The organism is Rheinheimera texasensis (assembly GCF_964031785.1).
In the GTDB taxonomy this organism is placed as follows: Bacteria; Pseudomonadota; Gammaproteobacteria; order Enterobacterales; family Alteromonadaceae; genus Pararheinheimera; species Pararheinheimera texasensis_A.
Genome location: NZ_CAXIRE010000015.1, coordinates 68,682 through 87,421 on the forward strand (window position 1 = coordinate 68,682; position 18,740 = coordinate 87,421).

The window sequence follows — 18,740 nt, forward strand, 5'->3', positions numbered from 1 at the left end:
CACTCAGGCCTTTTTATCCTCCGGCCATTCACTGAATACCAGCCTGAGTTGCTGACTGCGCAGCAGATACAAACAACTCAGCGCCAAAGCCGCCACCACAAACAATAATCCTGGTGCCCGCAACGCCACATAAGGCGGCAAGTGGCTGATAGTCCAATAAAGATCAACAGCTGCGACGCCAAGTAATAACCAGCGGCTTTGCCGCCATAGACCAAACCAGAATGTTTTGGCCCGGCCGCGCCGTAATTTTTTGTCATAAGGCACGCGCTGACTGACAGCAGCGAGCACCAGCAAAGCCGGAATGGCAATCAGCACAGCACGGATAAAATCATCACTAAGCGGATAAAAAAAACTCAGCACGGCTTTGCGCTCTGCTTCCGGCATCACCAAAGTGACTATCCAGCACAGATAAGGCCTAAGCAGTAACACCAACAGTGCATAAAAGCGCAGTGGGATCCGGTGCAGGCCATCCTGGTCCAGCAGCGGGAGCTTCGGATATTGCTTCATCAGCTAAGCCCGTGCTCTTTGAACAAATCCAGCATCTGTTGTTCGGTCCAGACCGCCACGCCCAGCTCTTCGGCTTTAGCCAGCTTTGAGCCAGCGTTATCACCGGCAATCACCGCGCTGGTTTTCGCCGACACAGACCCCGCCACTTTGGCACCCAGTTGCTGCAGCTTATCTTTGGCTTCGTCGCGGCCCATCGCAATTAAAGTACCGGTCAGCACCATTGTTTGTCCTGCCAACGGCTGGGCCGTCTGGGCTTTTTCGGCAATATCCGGCCACTGTACGCCCACGGCAATCAAACCATCGATGACCGCCTGATTATGCGGCTCGGCGAGGAAATGCAGAATTTGGCCGGCAACGACAGCACCAACATCGGCAACCGCCAGTAACTGCTCGAGCGACGCTGCGCGCAAAGCGTCCAGACTGCGAAAATGCTGCGCCAGGTTCAGTGCAGTGGCCTCGCCGACTTCGCGGATGCCAAGCGCATAAATAAAACGCGGCAAAGTACTGTGTTTAGATTGTTCGATGGCTGCCAGTAATTTCAACGCGGACTTCTCCCCCATCCGCTCCAGACCAACCAGCGCTGGCATATCCAGCTTGTAGATATCGACCGGGCTTTGCACCAGCTGTTCATCAACTAACTGTTCAATCAGCTTGTCGCCTAATCCTTCAATATCCATCGCCTTGCGGGCGACAAAATGCTTCAGCGCTTCTTTACGCTGCGCCCCGCAGAACAACCCACCGCTACAACGCGTCACGGCTTCGCCTTCAACACGCTCCGTGGCACTGCCACAAACCGGGCACTCAGTGGGAAATAAAATATCGCGGGCATCTGCTGGCCGCTCGGCCAGCACCACTGCGACCACTTGCGGGATCACATCGCCAGCGCGGCGGATAATCACACTGTCGCCGATTTTGATGCCCAGGCGATTTATTTCATCCTGATTGTGCAAAGTGGCATTGGACACTGTCACGCCACCAACACTGACCGGCTCCAGCCGCGCCACTGGTGTGACCGAGCCGGTGCGGCCGACCTGAAACTCGACATCGAGTAAGCGGGTGGTTTTTTCCTGCGCCGGGAATTTAAAAGCAATAGCCCAGCGCGGCGCGCGTGAGACAAAACCCAGATTCTGTTGCTGCAATAAATCGTCGACTTTGAGCACCACGCCGTCGATTTCATACGCCAGCGCGGCGCGGCGCGCCAGAATATCGGTGTGATAAGCAAGGGCGGCGGCTGCGCCAGTCACCAAGCGGATCTCCGGGCACACCGGCAAGCCCCAGCTTTTTAATTGCTGCAGCCGCGCATAGTGGCTTTTACTGTCCAATAACGCAGAGGGATCTGTCACAGCACCCACCGCATAGGCATAAAAACTTAAAGGGCGACTGGCGGTGATCCGCGGGTCGAGCTGGCGTAAGCTGCCGGCAGCGGCATTACGCGGATTGGCAAAGACTTTATCGCCACTGGCTCTGGCTTTTTCATTCATGGTGTCAAAACCAGCCAGCGGCATAAAAACTTCGCCGCGCACTTCCAACACCGCTGGATACTCACCCTGGAGCTTCAGCGGAATAGCCCGGATGGTTTTGATATTGCTGGTAATGTCTTCACCGGTAAAACCGTCGCCACGCGTCGCCGCCTGTACCAGCAGCCCGTTTTCATAACGGATACTGACCGCCAGGCCATCGAGTTTGGGTTCGGCGCAAAAGCTAAATTCAATTTGTTGATCAAGACGATCGGCCATGCGCTGATAAAACGCCTGAAAGTCCGCCGCTTCAAAAGCGTTATCCAACGACAACATCGGAATTTGATGACTGACCTGACCAAATTTATCCAGAGGCGCCGCCCCAACCCGCTGCGTCGGCGAATCGGCGGTAATCAATTCAGGATGCTGCGCTTCAATTGCCTGCAACTCGCGGTACAAAGCGTCATAATCCGCATCCGGAATGCTGGGGTTATCCAGCACATAATATTGGTAACTATGCTGGTTCAGCGTTTGACGCAGGGTAGCAATGCGGGTTTGCAAATCGGACATCGGGCCAGGCTCTGTGGTCAATCATAGATGGGCTATAGCATGGGGATTTGTCCGGCGGCTTGCAAGGTCCAGCACTCGAAGAACAGGCCGGTGCAGTGTTGTCTGGCGAAAAAAACAGCCCCGGCGCAAACCGGGGCCGTCCGCTGTGGCTCTTACATCAGAACACAGCGCGTACGCTTAATGCATAACGCCGGTCTGTGGTGAAACTGAGCGCCTGAGTCCGGTCACCGGCCTGGTTCATCTGATACTCAGTTTTGGTTTCGGTATTGAGCAAATTGCTGCCTTCAATACCGACTTTCCAGTTCTCATTGATGCTGTAGTAGAAGCTGGCGTCCAGCATGCCGGAAGCCTTGGCATAAGCCGGCACATATTCTTCCGACTCACGCAGGGTCAACAAATACTCTGAACGCCAGGTGTAAGCTAAGCGGAAGGAAATATCTTCCAGTTCATACATCCCAACAATGTTCAGGTTTTGATCGGAATAACCTTGTAACGGTAAACCACTGAAAACGCGGAAAGTGTTGCGGTTATCGTCGACCCGGCTGCCATCCTCTTTAAAACCAAGGGTGCCTTTGGAGATTGCATTCGGATCTTCAAGGCCACTCTGGTCAATATAGGTGTAGTTAAACTGCAAACCTAAACCACGCCACAAGCCCGGTAACATGTCGTAGAACTGGGAATACGACAGCTCAGCACCACGGATAGTGCCAGAGCCGGTATTGGCCGGGCCATAGGCCGAGACGTCGTATTTCACGCCATTGTAGGTGACGTCTAAATCAAACTGCCGGTTGCGGATAATGTTATCGAGTTTTTTGTGGAACAGGCCAATATTGACGAAACCGCCCTGGGCGAAATACCACTCAGTGGTTAAATCCAGATTGATTGACTCTTCAGGCTCGAGATACGGGTTACCGGCCAGCGCTGTGACTTCGATGTTATCCAGCCCAACCACCGGGTTGTTGGTTTCATCCTGGTCCTGGCCCGGTGTTTTTAAACGACGGGTGTAATCTAAATCCAGCAGACTGATGTTCCGCGCATCGACCAGGCTTGGGTAATACAAGCCCGTTGATGCGCCGACACGCATCACCAAATCATCTTTCAGTTCAAAACTCAGGTTCAGACTTGGCAGCACTGTGGTGTAATCAGTACCATCGACGGTGCTCAGCTCCGACTTGCCGGACGCCAGGTCGTAATACTGCTTATATTCCGGCTTTTGCATCACAGTGTTCAGTGACGTTCCTGCGTCTCCCCGTTTTGCCGTGGTCGGCTGAACAAAAGCACCGGTGGATTCCAGCTGATAACTGACAAAGCGCAGACCCAGATTACCCTTCACCGGAATATCGCGTTCCGGCATTTCAAAATCGCCGCGCAGATAAAACTCGGTGCGTTGTTCATTCGACGAACTGATATTATGCGCAGCAAATGGCCCTTCCACCCGATCGGGTTTGTCGCTATAAGGCACATAAGTGCCAGTACAGACGCCGTTATTGGCCTTGCTCAGAGTAGCGTTATGCCAGCCCTCTTTACAGCCCTGGTACAATGACTGGGCAAAGTTCTTCACCATGTCCATTTTCGGGAACAAGAAGTTATTGACGCCGCCAATCAATACTTGCCCGTTGTAATAGTCTGAAAAATCAACACGTTCAAACAATTCTGGACGGTTTACAGCTGCTGCAGCGTTGCGGTCCGCCTGCACCCATGGGGTGCCAATGGCGGTCCAGCCTTCATAAGCGGTATCCCGTACCGTTAAATCCTTGTCACTGTAATAGGCTCCAAACCTGACGCTGTTAAATACACCATCCAGTTCATAAGTCGCGTCAACCTGCAGGCTGTCCGCTTTGGCTGTATTGTGTTCTTCCTGCTGCATACCGGTACCGAGAAACAGATTCGGCACAGGCCCGTTCCACTCAGGCCGTGGCGACCAGCCCGGTGTCTGGATATTGTTACTTAAAAACTCAACGGTTGGCCGCTCACCGCGCAAATCGAGGAAATATGGCGAGACCGCCTGCACACTCATACCACGTGTCTGACCAGACATACTGTTGTTATGAACGATTTTTTCCGAATCAATATGTTGATAGTCAAATTCAAGCTTCAGTCGGTCGGTCGCTTTCACTTTTAAATTCAACGAAGTATCGTCAACGGTATTCTCGTTGTAATTCCAGCGGCTGCGGTAGAAAAATGGCGTCTCCGGACTGACCCCTAATGCCGTCCCTGATGCTAAAAAGCCGTTTTCAAACAACAATGGCCGGCCGTTCGCAGCGTCATTGCGCCAGTTTTGCGAGAAGCCCATATAACTTTTGAAACCCTGAGCAGCCTGACCCATTTGCCGCTCATTCCATTCCAGCGAAGCATCGGAATTAATGTGTTCCAGGGTCGCCACAACAGTGTCGTCAGCGTTTGCCCATTGCAATGAACCGGTAAAGCCGGTCCGTTCCCGGTCATTGTCGGCAGTGCTTAAGTGAATGGCGGCCGGAACATGCCACACTGTCCCTGCAGGTTGGCCTGGCAATGCCGGACCATCCAGTGGCGATTTTGGCGAAACATCAACCAGGTCGCCCCACTGATCAAGGATTGGAATAAATGCCGAGCCGCGGGAATGGAAATTGCCCAAACCAATACCGTCACCGCGGGTTTTATATTCAGAAGTCGACGCAGCGATTAATAAACCAAATCGGCCGTTGTTGGTTTGCCATTGATCAGAAAACAGCGCAGAGAATGACGGCGTGACTTCTTCGCGGTAGTCGCCATAGTTTGCTTTGCTACTAAAAGCAAACATTTGCTTTTCCGAATCAAACGGCTTACGTGTCACCAGATTGACAGTACCGGCAATACCGCCGGAAATTAAATCTGCCGTCTGGTTTTTGATCACTTCGACGGAACCTAATAACTCAGCCGGGAAATCTTCATAACTCAGGCCACCTGCCGGATTGGCACTGAAGGCACTGCGGCCGTTGACTTCGGAGCGCACCCGGTCCAAACCACGCACTAAAACGCCGGTACCTTCGTCGGCATAATGTTTCGGGTCATCTGAGGAGGCAAAACGCTCAATCGTCACCCCAGGCACGCGCTGCAGCGCTTCGGTGACGGATTTATCCGGCAATGCGCCGATATCAGTGGCGGTGATCACGTCTTTGACTGTATCAGCAAAGCGTTTTAAATCCTGTGCGGACATAATACTGCCACGAATGCCTTTAATCTCGATCACTTCGACCGTTGCTGTTTTGGCTTTCTCTTTACTCGTGACAGCGCTGTCATTTTTTGCCACATCTTGGGCTTGTATTGCTAAAGGACTCAGCCCCAACAAAGCGGCGGAGATAGCCAGGCTCAGTCTGGCCTTCGATATTCTGTACTGCTGATGGTGACTGCTGTGTAATTGCGGCATAGTCAAAGTCTCATTTGTGCTTGTTGTAATTTATATAACCCGGCAGCCGCGTTACTGCTATCAGCACTTCCAGGTCTTTCCTGCGTTCCCTGTACAAAGTGTTTAGCACGCGCAAACATGCCAAGCCTTGTTGTTACTTTTTACCATAAAAATTTTAAATTGCACATTTTTTAACAGATAAACTTGCAAATTTATGATTTTTAGCTTTTAAAGGAACAAAAAACCCAACTAAAGACTTGTTAGTAAGTAACATTTATTGCTTTGTAATGCACTGATTGAGCCGCGTAGCCGGCCTGCCCCGCGATATTGCTCAGCAGTGCAAAGCAAAGGGGACATCACGGAGAAACCAATTGGACTTAACCACTCATAACCACTCAGGAAGGAAAACTGCTGAGGGTCTCAGCAGTTTTATAATATGGAAGCTCAGTGCTGTGTTTAGTTGCTTTGCCAGTTGACGTTGACGCCGCTAAAGCTGCTGTAAGCCCGCACTCCAACTATCCAGTTGCCGGCGGCGGGACTACTGATCACACAGCTTTCGTTGTTGCCGGTTTTATAGGGTCGGCATTGATAGCTGCTGGTCGTTGGGTTGCTGCCAAAGCGCAGATATAAATCAGCATCGCCAGTGCCACCGCTCATAGCCACATTCAGTTGACTTTGACCGGTGGGCACCACAATGGTTTTATATACCCAGTTGCCGGTCGTTGCGGCCAAATTGGGAAAACTGCCGCTAGTCCCACCCGGCGTGCTGGTCACGGCATTGCCAAGCTCCAGCACAAAAGACAAACCTAAGCGGGCAAATTTCAGCGCATGTAACGCAGTCGGGTCGGAGTTGGCCAGCGTGTCATTGCTGGTATGGATTTTTTTATTGCTACCGGCAAAACGCGCTTCAAACGGCATCGACGCGGCAAAGCCGGCATTGTGCCAGGAGGCGTGATCGGAGCAGCCGTAACCGCACACGTCAGTACTGTGGCGCAGCGCCGGCTGGTAGGTGCTGATTAATTTTTGCAGATAGCCGTTCAGATTGGCGTTGGTGTAGTCGGTCATCAGCACTATATCTTCGGCTGAGCCCTTAAAGTTGGTCATATCCAGCTGCATCGCCGCGATAATGTTCTGCGCTGAACTGGCAGCTGCGGTGGCGATGTCTTTACTGCCACGCAGTCCTACTTCTTCCGCAGCATAACCATAAAACCGGATAGTGCGTTTCGGTCTTAAGCCCGCACTGCTCATCACGCGGATAATTTCACTGAGTGTAGCGATACCGGATGCATCGTCATCGGCGCCTGGGGCGCGGGTCGTTTCGCTGGTGCCGCCACTGTTGATGGAATCAAGATGGCCACCCAACACCACAATTTCATCCGGTTTTTCACTGCCGGTGATTTCCAATAACACGGAGCGCTGCGGATAACCGCTATGACTGATCCGGCTGACTTTGATCCAGCTATGGCTATTGCTCAGATTTTGCCACTGCGTGGCTATCCAGTCCGCTGACTGCACCCCGACATTGGTGGTGTAATATCTGTTGGTGAACTGACTTAAATCACTGATAAATTGAGCAATATTCGCCTGATTTAACTGCGGCAGCTGGCTATTAACCAAAGTCCCTTGTGTCAGCGGCGGCGCGGTGAAACTGGCGGCCAGCAGCGGCTGCGTCAGCGCCTGTAAGGCCTGCTCCAGGCTGTCGTAAGCGATGTAACCACCGCAGCGGTGTTGCTCGGCATGGATATAAGCCGACAGCGTCGCTAAATCCGTGCTATCGACCTGCACCAGCACCGGTTGCTGATGACCACTTTGCAGCACTGCGTCACCAAATGTGACAGGCTGACGCTGCAATACCGCCACGTCTGGCAGCGCCTGTAGTACATTGGGTTCTACGCTGATCCATACCGGTTCAGCCTGCGCTGCAAGACAAAAAAGCGCGCCGGTCAGCGCGCCGCATAAGGGCATTTTTTTCATGTTATGTTCCTGATTTTTTTATTTAGACGTCTGGTTGCAGTCGCATAACAGCTACTGCGCAACAACCATGGCCGGCAGGAACAGATCTGCCGGATATCAGCGTGACATTTTTGTGATATTTGCCTGACAAGTGCGAAGTAAAATGCGCCAGAAGAACCGGACGCACCTCAAAGAAAAAACAGCAGCATGTGAACCGGCGAAAAGTTGCTGCTGCATTTTCGCCGTACCCTCCTTCCCTGCATATAAAAAAACCGGCACAAGGCCGGTTTTCACAATGTTTATAAGCGGGGCAATCAGCCGCGGATCAGTTGCTGACGCTGGAACTCGCGGATTTTCTCGACATAATGCCGGGTCGTTTGCACTGTCAGCACACTGCGGGTGTTATCCAGCACCTGACCGCCAAACTCGTCTGCCAGTTTACGGGCAGCGCTGTGCATCAGATTAAAGTTCTGCAATGCTTCACCGGGCCCTGGCAGGGTCATAAACAAGCTCAGACCACGAGTCTGTAATCTGTCCATTTCTTCTAAATCAAAAGTGCCCGGATTAAACATATTGGCAAGGCTGAATAACACGCCACCAGAACCGGCATTATCCAGATGACGGTGGAAAATGTTCATTTCGCCGTATTTAAAGCCCAGCGTCAGCAGGCTTGGTAACAACATAGCGCCGTTAATGTCCTGCCCTTCCGGCACCAGCACGTATAGGATCAGCACTTCGCTTGGGCCTTCGTCCGCGGCTGCGGTTTCGGTCACTGGCTCAGCGTCGTCAGCAGCACTGAATGACAAAGACGGCTCTTCATGTACTGGCTGGACTTTTTCGCGTTCTTCACGGAATTTTTTCGCCGGCTCACGCAGACGGTCACTGCGTGGGGCTACTGATGGTGCAGGCTTAGGCTGTGGTTTTTCACCCGGCGCCAGTTTACGTTTTTTACCGACGCCGTATTCGTCAAAACCCTCACCGCTTTCGCCTGAAGTTTTCTCTTCCGGCATAAACCTGCTCTGCGCCTGTTGTGACGCCTTGCGCGCCGACCACCAGCCATGCAATGCCAGACCAGCCATTGCCAGAACACCTAATACAATCAACGCATAACGAAATTCTTCAGCCATTGTTTTTTGAACCTTTTAGTTATCAGGCTTGTGCCATTTTGACGGCATCTTCCACATCTACTGCAACCACTCGTGACACGCCGGGTTCCTGCATCGTCACCCCCATCAACTGAGCAGCCATCTCCATCGCAATTTTGTTGTGACTGATATAAATAAACTGCACGCTTTCTGACATCTCCCGGACTAAGTTACAGAAACGCCCGACATTGGCGTCGTCCAGCGGAGCATCGACCTCATCCAGCATACAAAAGGGCGCCGGGTTGAGCCGGAAAATAGAAAACACCAATGATAAAGCGGTAAGCGCTTTTTCTCCACCTGATAATAAATGAATAGTACTGTTTTTTTTACCAGGGGGTCGCGCCATGATACTGACCCCGGTCTCTAATAAATCCTCGTCGGTCAGGTCCAGATAAGCACTGCCGCCGCCAAACACTTTCGGAAATAAGGTCTGCAAACCCTCATTCACCGTATCAAAAGTAGCTTTAAATTTCTGCCGGGTTTCGCGGTCGATTTTTTTGATCGCGGTCTCCAGCGTTTCCAAAGCTGCAGTTAAATCATCGTGTTGTAAATCCAGATATTTTTTCCGTTCATCTTGCTGATTAAATTCATCAATAGCCGCAAGGTTGATAGGCCCGAGCCGGCTTAATGCTTCGGTGGTTTTTTCCAGATTGTTTTGCCAGACCTGTTCCTGCGCATCGGCAGGCAGGCTTGGCAGCAAATCTTTTAATGCCACCTGCTGCTCGGCCAATAAATCCAGCATGTTGTTGGCGCGAACGCGAAACCCTTCGGCATCGAGGCGCAGATGCTCCATCTGCTTTTGCCGCGCTGCCAGCTGTTGCTGCGCACCGTGCTGGCCTTGTTCAGTCTGGCGAATTTGTTCGTCGATATGCTGCAGCTGTTGTTCGAGCTGCAATTTCGTTGCTGCAGCCTCATCCCGGCTTAAAATCAGTGCCTGCAGCTCTTCCTGCGCGCTGATGTCCGGTTCATCCAGCAGTTCCAGCTGGTCGGTCAGCAAGCTCAGACGCTCGCGTAGCTTTTGTTGCTGCGTGCTGCTGCGGGCCAGATGCAGCCGGACAGCTTCCAACTGCCGCTCCAGACTGACCTGTTGCAGCCGCTGCTGGCTGAGCTGCTGGTTCAGCTGCTGTTCCTGCTCACGGCGCTGGCGCAGTTGTAGCTGAAACTGTTCCTGCTGCTGTTGCAGCTGCAGCTGCGTGTCCTGTTGCGCGGTGGCTTCGTCTTCTAACAGCGCCAGCTGCGCTTGTTGCTCTGCCTGTTGTTGCTGCCACTGACTGATGTCGTGTTGTAACTGCTGGCGCTGCGCCGATAGCTCGTGCTGTTGCTGTTGCTGCTGCTCCAGGCGAAATTGGGTCTGTTGCAGTTGATTCTGGCTTTGGTGTAACTGCTGCTGAATTTCCGCCGACGCCTGTCGGCTGGCGCTGAGTTGTAAAGTGCCGCTGGCAAGCTCGGCTTCAAGCTGAGTGATTTCAGCCACATCGTGCTGCTGTTGCGATTGCAACAGTGCCTGTTGTTCGGCAAGGCTGTTGAGCTGTTGCTGCAACTGCAGCGGATTTTGCCGCGCTTGCGCATCCGGCGCTATCAGCCAGTTCGGCCCAAGCCATAGCCCACCCGGAGTTATCAGCGACTGACCGGCGCCCAGAGATGGTTGCAGCTTTAGCGCAGCTGAGTAATCAGCGACACAAAAAATTTGCCAGAACTGTGCCGGAATGGTTTTACGCCCTTGTGTGTCCGGCGCCACTTTGTCAGCCAGAGTCGGTAGCCCAGCCGGTAATTCGGCACGGCCAGCGACAGGCGGCGTCAAAGTGCTTTGTAACAAATGATGCTCAGGGGCAGTCGCCGGAAAACTGTCTGTGGTCTCACTAAAATTCAGCGCCTGCAGCGCCACTGCAACCGCAATATCCCAGCCGTCGCTGATGGTTAATTTGGGCAGCAGCGGTTGCTCGGCCTGCAGCCGCGCCAGTTGCTGTGTCAGCGCTGTGGTCTGTTGTGTCAGTGCACTGAGCTCAAGTTCAGCGGTTTTGCACGCCAGTTGTTGCTGCTGAAGGGCTGCCTGCAGTGCTGTTAGCTGCTGTTCCTGTCGCGTAACTGCTGAGTTTGCGGCCTCAGCTTCCCTTTGCAACTGGTGCTGTTGTTGTCGTTGCGCGGCTAATTCATCCTGCAATTGCTGCGGCGTTAAGACCTGCAGCTGCTGTTGCAGCCGCTCGTCCTGCTGCTGCGCCCTGTCTATCTGCGCCTGCAGATGCTCGGTGGATAAACGCAGTTGTTGTTGCCGCTGCGCCAGTGCAAACAGCTGTTGTTGCATTTGCTGATAAGCTTGTTGGCTGTCATGGCCTTGCTGCTGCGCGGCTTCATACGCCTGCTGCAATTCATCATGCTGCTGCTCGAGCAGTTCGAGCGCCGGTGCACCTTCAAGCAGCGCACTTTCTAATTCCGCCAGTTGCAGCTCTTCCGCGACTTGCAGGTCCAGCGCCTGCTCAATTTCATTTTGCAGCTGACGTTTTTCATCATGAATTTGCTGACGACGGCTACGTTGATGCAGTTGTTGTTGTTCCAGCGCGGTGATTTGGCTGCCGAGCTGATAATACTGCTGCTGGCTCTGCAACAAGCTGTCGCGCAGGTTTTGTTGCTGCTGCTTCAGGTTTTCCAGCGCGCGGAACGCGCCGGAACCTTCTGCCATAAACTGCTGATATTCAGTTTCGAGCGCCGCTAACGCTTGCTCCGCCTGCTGCAACTGTTCGTTAAAAAAGTACCAACGCAGCGTGGTCAGTTCGGCTTTTAACCGGCGTTCTGTGGCTTTTAGTTCTTTGTAGCGCTCGGCAGTGGCCGCCTGACGGCGTAACTTGTCGAGATTTTTACCCAGTTCCTCACGCACATCACTTAAACGGTCGAGGTTGTCGCGGGTATGGCTGATGCGGGTTTCGGTTTCACGGCGGCGTTCTTTGTATTTAGAAATACCGGCCGCTTCTTCGATAAATACTCTTAAATCCTGTGGCCTGGATTCAATCAGTTTGGAGATCATGCCCTGTTCGATGATGGCATAACTGCGCGGGCCAAGGCCTGTGCCTAAAAAGATGTCAGTGATATCACGGCGGCGGCATTTGCTGCCGTTGAGGAAATACAAAGATTGCGCATCACGGGTCACCAGTCGTTTGACGGAGATTTCACTGCGATCGGCCAGACTGCCCTGCAAGGCGCCTGCGGTATTTTCAAACACCAGTTCGACCGAGGCCTGTGACACCGGCTTGCGCTGCGCTGAGCCGTTAAAAATCACGTCGGTCATCGCATCGCCACGCAGGTTCTTCGCGCTGCTTTCCCCCAGCACCCAACGCACTGCGTCGATCACGTTGGATTTACCGCAGCCGTTTGGCCCCACCACACAGGTCATTGCCGTTGGAAACGGCACCAGGGTCGGGTCAACAAAAGACTTAAAACCGGCAAGTTTGATCTGTTTAAGGCGCATGCCTGATGAGTGAAAACCGCTCTGAAGGTTCACAGACTGTAACAAAATGAGGTATAGCTGTCACGGCAAAACTATTGCAGATCAAGCCATTGCCAAATAAGCTCTGGCCCAACAGGCATCAAGCAGGAGTCTTCCTATGCATTATTTTTTCCAGGGCCTCAGTTTGCTCAGTACCAAAGGGTTGCGGCGTTATGTGTTGATCCCGCTGGGTATTAATCTCATCCTGTTTGCCGGCGCGTTTTTTTACCTGATCCAACAAGTACAAGGCTGGGTCAATCACCTGATGGGCTGGGTGCCGGACTGGCTGAGTTTCCTCGAATATTTGCTGTGGCCGGTGCTGGTGCTGAGTGTGGTGTTGTCTTTAGCCTTTGCTTTTACCATGGTGGCGAATTTTATCGCTGCGCCTTTTAATGCGCTGCTCAGTGAAAAAGTTGAATTGCACCTGACCGGTCAGGCGTTGCCAGAACAGGGTTTTGCCGCCTTTATGAAAGATGTGCCGCGGATGCTCGGCCGCGAATGGACCAAGTTTCTGTATTGCCTGCCGCGCGCTTTAGTATTTTTACTGGCGTTTTTCTTTTTGCCGTTAATTGGTCAGTTGCTGTGGTTTTTATTCACCAGCTGGATGATGGCGATCCAGTACTGCGACTATCCATACGACAACCACAAAGTGCCGTTTCATACCATGCGCCAGCAACTGCGCGGTGACTTAACCGGCAGTTACAGCTTTGGCATGACAGTCGCCATCGGCAGTATGGTGCCATTTTTAAACTTACTGGTGATGCCGATCGCAGTCTGTGGTGCTACGGCGATGTGGGTGGACCGCTATAAAACGGCGCATTACGCCGGGCGCTAATTCAGCCAACAAAAAGCCCGCATTTGCGGGCTTTTTGTTGGCTGTCGCAGTTGAAGTTCTGAGTCTGTGTCACTCTGCTTTCTGAGCGCAGTCTGTTTGCGCTATAATGCGCGGCCATTTTTTCAGGACGCCATCATGACCCAACTGTTATCTGCTTTGACCGACACCACACTGGCTGCTGAATTGTTACGCGCCGGTGAGCTGGTCGCAGTACCAACAGAAACAGTCTATGGCCTGGCCGCTGATGCCAGCAATCCGGACGCCGTGGCGCAAATTTTTGTCGCCAAAGGCCGCCCTGCCAATCACCCGCTGATTGTGCATATCGGCGATATCACCAAACTCAGCGACTGGGCGCGGGAAATTCCACCGCAGGCTTTGCTGCTCGCCAAAGCCTTCTGGCCCGGCCCGCTGACGCTGTTATTACACAAAGCCGATGCGGTGAGCCCGGTGGTTACCGGCGGTAAAGACAGTATCGGTATCCGCATGCCGGCCCATCCGGTGTTGTTGAATCTGCTGCAACAAACCGGCCTCGCGGTTGCTGCGCCCTCCGCCAATCCGTATAAAAAATTAAGCCCAACCAGCGCCGCGCAGGTGATAGCTGGGTTAAACGGCCGTATTGCCGCCGTGCTGGATGGTGGTGATTGCAGTGTCGGCCTCGAATCCACCATTCTGGATTTGACCTCGGACAAGCCCCAAGTGCTGCGCGCAGGCCCGATCAGCGCTGGCGAACTAGAAGCAGTGCTTGGTGTGGCGGTCAGTACGCCAAAATCACACAACGTGGCAGTGCCGGGTAATGTCAAAGCGCATTACCAGCCGGGTAAACCACTGAAAATATTCCCAAAAAATGAATTACTGACGGCGTTACAACAAAGCGCTGACGAGGTAATTTGTCTGTATCAAAGCGCTGAATTCGCGACCTTAGCATTGCCACAGAGCCGCCAGTTACCGCAGGATAAAGCCGGTTACGCCCGGCTGTTGTACCGGGTTTTGTTTGAAGCCGACGCGTTGCCGGGCCGCCAGATTTATCTGGAGCAACCGCCACAAACGCTAGAGTGGGACGACGTCAATGATCGGCTGCGTCGCGCCTGCAGCTAAGTCAGCCGACGCCAGATTTCACCGCCACTAAACCTCTCGCAGGTCTGCCACATTGCGGATAAAAAAAACCGCCAGAAGGCGGTTTTTTTATTAACTGACAGACTTCAGCTTTTGCCGTTGTTTTAGCGCTAACTCTCGTTTGGCGTGCCAACGTTCGGCCGATTTTACCAGCTGGGTTTTGCAGTGTTGTTGTTCTTTAACAAACACCGGTCGCGACACTATCAGGTTATTCGGATATACCACACACTCGCCTTCTTTAGTGCGCAGCGTGGTCGAAAACAAATTCACTTCTTCAATAGTGCCTTCAATGGCATTACTGCCATCGACAATTTTCACAGTACGGCCCTGCGCAAACGCAGACTGGCCCAGCAGAATAAAAAACGCGGTGATATTACTGAGTAAACTCCAGGCGGCGAACAACGCGACACCGACCACCGCGATCATGGACGAGGCCAGTACCAGCAAGCCTTTGATGTCGATGCCCCAAATGATACTGAGCACCACCACCAGCAGCAAAAACAGCAGGATATGGAACACCACCATAGCACGGCGGTTCATTTCCTCTTTTAGCATAGTCGCGGCAATAGTGCGGTAGATAAAAGGTGCGATACGACGGCTCAGTACCGCATACAACAGCAGTACAATGCCGGAAACAATCAGCTGGGCGATTTCCGGTTTGTAATGCTCAGTCAGCGTTTTGACTTCAGTGATCCAATTCAGATTGGCGTCAATCACTTGGGTTAAGCTCCTTGATTCTGTCGGCTAGTCCAGGTCATTCAGCGGCCAGGTCACAATATGATCTTCAAAATCATTAATATGCACTGCGCGCTCGGAAATGGTTTTATTGCGTACCGACATTTGTTTTTTGTGCATCAGGCTTTTTTTGCCACCATTTAACAGCGGATGCCAGCTGGGTAAGCCGCGGCCTTCCTGCAAACGGCGGTAGCTGCAGCTGGTTGGCATAAAAAAGATGTCTTTCAGGTTTTCCCGCGTCAGTTTCACGCAGTCTGGTACCAGCACAGTACGTAGCTCGTAACAGTCACATTCACATTTATTGCTGTTCAGATACTGACAAGCGATATTGGTGAAATGCACCGTTTCACCTTCACGGATAAAGTCAGTCGGGCCTTCGGCCGCTTCGTCTTCATCGTCGATAAATTTATTCAGGCAACATTTGGCACAGCCGTCACAGACCGCCTCCCACTCTTCGTTGCTCATCTCCATCAGGGATTTGGTTTCCCAGAATTTGTCTGCAAGGGTCATACGCCGCTCCGTACGGCCAGGGCCGGGCTTTGACTCACCTGGCTCTGTACCGAAAAATAATTATCTAAGCTCAGCGCCAACTGGTCGCCGACTAACAAAGGCCCGACGCCGGCCGGTGTGCCAGTCAATACGATGTCACCCGGCTGCAGACTGAACCAATAGGACATTTCGCTGATCATCTGTGCGATACCGCGGATCATCAGCCGGGCATCGCCGGTTTGGCGCCGTTCACCGTTCACATCCAGGCTGAAGGTCAGTGTCTGCGCGTCGACAATTTGTGCCGACGGGACAAAACCAGCCACCGGACAAGCGCCGTCAAAGCCTTTGGCGATATCCCAGGGCCGGCCTAATTTCTTTAATTCCGCCTGCACATCGCGCAAGGTTAAATCCAGCGCCAGGCTGTAACCCCAGACTGCTGCGAGCACCTGTGCCGGTGTCACTGCGGTTAATGGCTCGCCAATTAACACGGCAATTTCGGTTTCGTTATGCACAGCACCGCGGTCCTGCGGAATGCTCAGCGGCGCGCTGAAATGGCGCAGCGCTGTGGCTGGCTTTAAGAAAAACAGCGCATCCGGCGCGGTTTTGCTGTTCATCTCGGCGATATGGTCCTGGTAGTTCTGGCCAATACAAACCACTTTACCAACCGGCAATGCGACTGGATTACCTTTAAAATCAAGATGTTGATAGCTCACTTTGACTCCATTACCGTGCTGTGGCCGTTTTGGCGGCGTTTTTTTTCAGCGCGGGTTTCGCTGCGATTTCATCGGCCAGATAACCAACGCTGCTAACAAAATAATAAGACCGGTTCCAGTGCATCAGTACCTGATAATTCGGGTACGCCAGATAAGCGCGGCCGTCTTTGTCATCCGGCATCACCACTGCGGCTTTGAGCGCCGACTTTGGCAGCGGCGAACCATCAGCCAAACGCACACCGAGTTTCTGCCATTGGCTAAGCGGTAATTCACGCTCTTGCCACCAGTCTAGCCATTGCGCGCGGTCTTTACTGCCTTTGGGAATAACCCGGCTGTAATCAAAATTCTTCGGTAAACGCACCTGCCGGCCCCAGCTCTGGCCGTTATGCCAGCCTTCAGTTTTCAGGTAGCTGGCAATAGACGCAAAAGCGTCGCGTCTGTTAGTCCAGATATCTTTGTGACCATCACCGTCGCCATCCTGGGCATATTTGATAAAAGCGCTCGGCATAAACTGGGTATGGCCCATAGCGCCGGCCCAGGAACCTTTCATGTTGGCAAATTTGACATGGCCTTCACGCAGGATATCCAGCGCCAGGAAAAACTCGCGGCGAAACATCTCTTCGCGCCGGCCTTCATAGGCCATAGTCGCTAAAGCCGATGGCACTGAATAATTGCCGGTGATACGGCCAAAGGCGCTTTCGAGGCCCCACAGCGCCACAATAAACCGCGCCGGCACGCCATATTGCGCACTGATAGGCGTGAGTTCGCCCTGATACTTCTGATAGGCTTCGCGCGCCATTTTGATGCGCTGGGCATTGACGCGTTTGGGTAAATAAGTATCTAAAGTTTCGACAAATTCGGGCTGGCCTTTGTCGGCCTTGACCACAGTGTGGTGAAACTTCAGGGTTGGAAAGACTTCATCTAACAAGGCTTTTGGATAACCAGCTGCTTCCGCTTGCTGGCGCAGGCCTTTGACATACAACTGAAAACCGGCGGCGTTTTTCTCGGCCCCGGCACTTTGTGCCGCTACAACAGTTTTGGCTGTCGCTGCTTTCGCTTCGCCAGCTTTAATTGCCGCAGGCTGGTTGGCGGCGGGTTTATTTGCAACGATGTCGCTGCGCTGACTGGTGCCCGCGTGGCTGCAAGCGGTGATCGCACCGGCCAACAGCGCTATAAGAATCATTCTGTTCAACAACTAATCCTTTTCTAAAACAACATCACTGGTGGTTCTGACTGTCCAGCCAGTTCTTATGTTCCTTTAACAAGTCTTCCGGTGGCGGTGGCAACTGCAGGTAATAACCGTGATCGGTCAGCATTTGCCGCACTTTGACAAGGTCGGCGCCTGCTAATGTGGCGCGGCTGGTCAAATCCAGTACAGTCACCAGCTGCGGGGAGCCAAAAGTGGCGAGTAAAGCCGGTGGCACCTGACTGAAATCGTCCCGGCGCAGCACATACAGGTAAGTCTCAGGTTTTTTCGGGCTCTTATAAATTGCGCTCAGCATGGCAGAAATTCTGTTCCGGGTAACTTGCCTAACAAAGGCGCAGACTATACCATGAAGCGCTAAATCTGCGAACCGATGCCCGGCGGGTAAAACCGGAAAAACGTCGCTCCGGCGTTTGACGAAATTGGCGCGGACCACCCTTTTTCAACTTTTTTGCACATGGCTGTTATGTCTGAACCAAGCATCGAACTCAAAGGCAGTTTGTTTCCTTTATCCGTGTTGTATTGTCAGGATTTTTCTGTCGCCACGCTGCGACAGGAACTCAGCAATAAACTGGCACAAGCGCCCGGCTTTTTTACTCAGGCACCTGTGGTCATCAGTGTCGAAAATTGCACACAAACGCCTGACTTTGCAGGCATCAAGCAGCTGTTCATCGATTTACAGCTGGTGCTAGTCGGTGTTTGTGGCGCCGACGCCAGCTTAAAAAAAGCAGCGCATGCCGCTGGTCTTGCCGCACTGCAGCCACCGAAGGCCGGTAAAACCGCCGAGCCGGCCAAACCGGCAGCGCCTGCGGCCCCTACTGCACCGGCTGCACCAACGGTCATCAATGCAGACAACAAAACCATCGACGGCAATATCCGCTCCGGGCAGCAGATTTATGTTAAAGGCGCCGATTTAATCATCCGCGGCACTGTCGGTGCCGGCGCGGAAGTCATCGCCGATGGCAATATTCATATTTATGGTGCGCTACGTGGCAAAGCCATTGCCGGCGCCGGCGGCGACGCCTCGAAAAAGATTTATTGTTACAATATGCAACCCGAGTTAATCTCGATTGCCGGTAACTATTGGTTAAGCGATACCCTGCAAGGCGACTACTGGGGCAAACCAGTCTGTATTGGCTTGCAGGACGGACAGTTAATGTTGGCAGATTTATTCTAA

14 protein-coding genes are annotated in these 18,740 nt (G+C 52.8%); 3 read left to right on the forward strand and 11 right to left on the reverse strand.

Features of this window, described 5'->3' with window-relative positions:
* Positions 1 to 3: 3 nt before the first annotated feature.
* From ABNT34_RS04850 to smc, 6 genes are all read right to left on the reverse strand, one after another.
* Positions 4 to 507 (reverse strand): DUF2919 family protein, encoded by a 504-nt coding sequence (locus ABNT34_RS04850; RefSeq protein ID WP_348729325.1) that lies wholly within the window; start codon positions 505 to 507, stop codon positions 4 to 6.
* Positions 507 to 2,534: an NAD-dependent DNA ligase LigA gene (ligA, locus tag ABNT34_RS04855; protein ID WP_348729327.1), complete on the reverse strand. Its 2,028-nt coding sequence runs from the start codon at positions 2,532 to 2,534 to the stop codon at positions 507 to 509. Before ligA ends, ABNT34_RS04850 begins: the two co-directional genes overlap by 1 nt.
* Positions 2,535 to 2,691: 157 nt before the next feature.
* Positions 2,692 to 5,919, reverse strand: coding sequence for a TonB-dependent receptor (locus ABNT34_RS04860; RefSeq protein WP_348729329.1), 3,228 nt, complete (start codon positions 5,917 to 5,919; stop codon positions 2,692 to 2,694).
* A 435-nt stretch (positions 5,920 to 6,354) separates the two neighbouring features.
* Positions 6,355 to 7,872: a M20/M25/M40 family metallo-hydrolase gene (locus ABNT34_RS04865; RefSeq protein WP_348729331.1), complete on the reverse strand. Its 1,518-nt coding sequence runs from the start codon at positions 7,870 to 7,872 to the stop codon at positions 6,355 to 6,357.
* Between the two features lie 293 nt (positions 7,873 to 8,165).
* A complete protein-coding gene (zipA, locus tag ABNT34_RS04870; protein WP_348729333.1) occupies positions 8,166 to 8,978 on the reverse strand; it encodes a cell division protein ZipA in 813 nt (270 codons plus the stop codon).
* Between the two features lie 22 nt (positions 8,979 to 9,000).
* Positions 9,001 to 12,456 carry a chromosome segregation protein SMC gene (gene smc / locus ABNT34_RS04875; RefSeq protein ID WP_348729335.1) on the reverse strand — a complete coding sequence of 1,152 codons (3,456 nt, stop codon included), beginning with the start codon at positions 12,454 to 12,456 and terminating at the stop codon, positions 9,001 to 9,003.
* Between the two features lie 103 nt (positions 12,457 to 12,559).
* Here smc and cysZ point away from each other — a divergent pair, with 103 nt between their 5' ends.
* Positions 12,560 to 13,309, forward strand: a complete 750-nt coding sequence (gene cysZ, locus ABNT34_RS04880) for a sulfate transporter CysZ (RefSeq protein WP_348729718.1) — start codon at positions 12,560 to 12,562, stop codon at positions 13,307 to 13,309.
* A 135-nt stretch (positions 13,310 to 13,444) separates the two neighbouring features.
* Positions 13,445 to 14,404 (forward strand): L-threonylcarbamoyladenylate synthase, encoded by a 960-nt coding sequence (locus tag ABNT34_RS04885; RefSeq protein WP_348729337.1) that lies wholly within the window; start codon positions 13,445 to 13,447, stop codon positions 14,402 to 14,404.
* 90 nt (positions 14,405 to 14,494) lie between these two features.
* Here ABNT34_RS04885 and ABNT34_RS04890 read toward each other — a convergent pair whose 3' ends face one another.
* From ABNT34_RS04890 to ABNT34_RS04910, 5 genes are read right to left on the reverse strand one after another with little or no spacing between them, the layout of a single operon-like run.
* Positions 14,495 to 15,139 carry a mechanosensitive ion channel domain-containing protein gene (locus tag ABNT34_RS04890; protein ID WP_348729339.1) on the reverse strand — a complete coding sequence of 215 codons (645 nt, stop codon included), beginning with the start codon at positions 15,137 to 15,139 and terminating at the stop codon, positions 14,495 to 14,497.
* Between the two features lie 27 nt (positions 15,140 to 15,166).
* Positions 15,167 to 15,667 carry a YcgN family cysteine cluster protein gene (locus ABNT34_RS04895; protein WP_348729341.1) on the reverse strand — a complete coding sequence of 167 codons (501 nt, stop codon included), beginning with the start codon at positions 15,665 to 15,667 and terminating at the stop codon, positions 15,167 to 15,169.
* Positions 15,664 to 16,359, reverse strand: a complete 696-nt coding sequence (locus ABNT34_RS04900) for a fumarylacetoacetate hydrolase family protein (protein ID WP_348729343.1) — start codon at positions 16,357 to 16,359, stop codon at positions 15,664 to 15,666. Before ABNT34_RS04900 ends, ABNT34_RS04895 begins: the two co-directional genes overlap by 4 nt.
* Before the next feature lie 10 nt (positions 16,360 to 16,369).
* The gene (locus ABNT34_RS04905) at positions 16,370 to 17,542 is read right to left on the reverse strand and encodes a lytic murein transglycosylase (protein WP_348729720.1); all 1,173 of its coding nucleotides are present in this window, start codon (positions 17,540 to 17,542) and stop codon (positions 16,370 to 16,372) included.
* A 34-nt stretch (positions 17,543 to 17,576) separates the two neighbouring features.
* Positions 17,577 to 17,861 (reverse strand): YcgL domain-containing protein, encoded by a 285-nt coding sequence (locus ABNT34_RS04910; protein WP_348729345.1) that lies wholly within the window; start codon positions 17,859 to 17,861, stop codon positions 17,577 to 17,579.
* 168 nt (positions 17,862 to 18,029) lie between these two features.
* Here ABNT34_RS04910 and minC point away from each other — a divergent pair, with 168 nt between their 5' ends.
* Positions 18,030 to 18,740, forward strand: coding sequence for a septum site-determining protein MinC (gene minC, locus ABNT34_RS04915; protein ID WP_348729347.1), 711 nt, complete (start codon positions 18,030 to 18,032; stop codon positions 18,738 to 18,740).

Excerpts from the sequence above, each read along its gene's own strand:
- ABNT34_RS04850 (WP_348729325.1), bottom strand. The coding sequence starts at position 507 with ATGAAGCAATATCCGAAGCTCCCGCTGCTGGACCAGGATGGCCTGCAC.
- ligA (WP_348729327.1), bottom strand. The coding sequence starts at position 2,534 with ATGTCCGATTTGCAAACCCGCATTGCTACCCTGCGTCAAACGCTGAAC.
- ABNT34_RS04860 (WP_348729329.1), bottom strand. The coding sequence starts at position 5,919 with ATGCCGCAATTACACAGCAGTCACCATCAGCAGTACAGAATATCGAAG.
- ABNT34_RS04865 (WP_348729331.1), bottom strand. The coding sequence starts at position 7,872 with ATGAAAAAAATGCCCTTATGCGGCGCGCTGACCGGCGCGCTTTTTTGT.
- zipA (WP_348729333.1), bottom strand. The coding sequence starts at position 8,978 with ATGGCTGAAGAATTTCGTTATGCGTTGATTGTATTAGGTGTTCTGGCA.
- smc (WP_348729335.1), bottom strand. The coding sequence starts at position 12,456 with ATGCGCCTTAAACAGATCAAACTTGCCGGTTTTAAGTCTTTTGTTGAC.
- ABNT34_RS04885 (WP_348729337.1), top strand. The coding sequence starts at position 13,445 with ATGACCCAACTGTTATCTGCTTTGACCGACACCACACTGGCTGCTGAA.
- ABNT34_RS04895 (WP_348729341.1), bottom strand. The coding sequence starts at position 15,667 with ATGACCCTTGCAGACAAATTCTGGGAAACCAAATCCCTGATGGAGATG.
- ABNT34_RS04905 (WP_348729720.1), bottom strand. The coding sequence starts at position 17,542 with ATGATTCTTATAGCGCTGTTGGCCGGTGCGATCACCGCTTGCAGCCAC.
- ABNT34_RS04910 (WP_348729345.1), bottom strand. The coding sequence starts at position 17,861 with ATGCTGAGCGCAATTTATAAGAGCCCGAAAAAACCTGAGACTTACCTG.
- minC (WP_348729347.1), top strand. The coding sequence starts at position 18,030 with ATGTCTGAACCAAGCATCGAACTCAAAGGCAGTTTGTTTCCTTTATCC.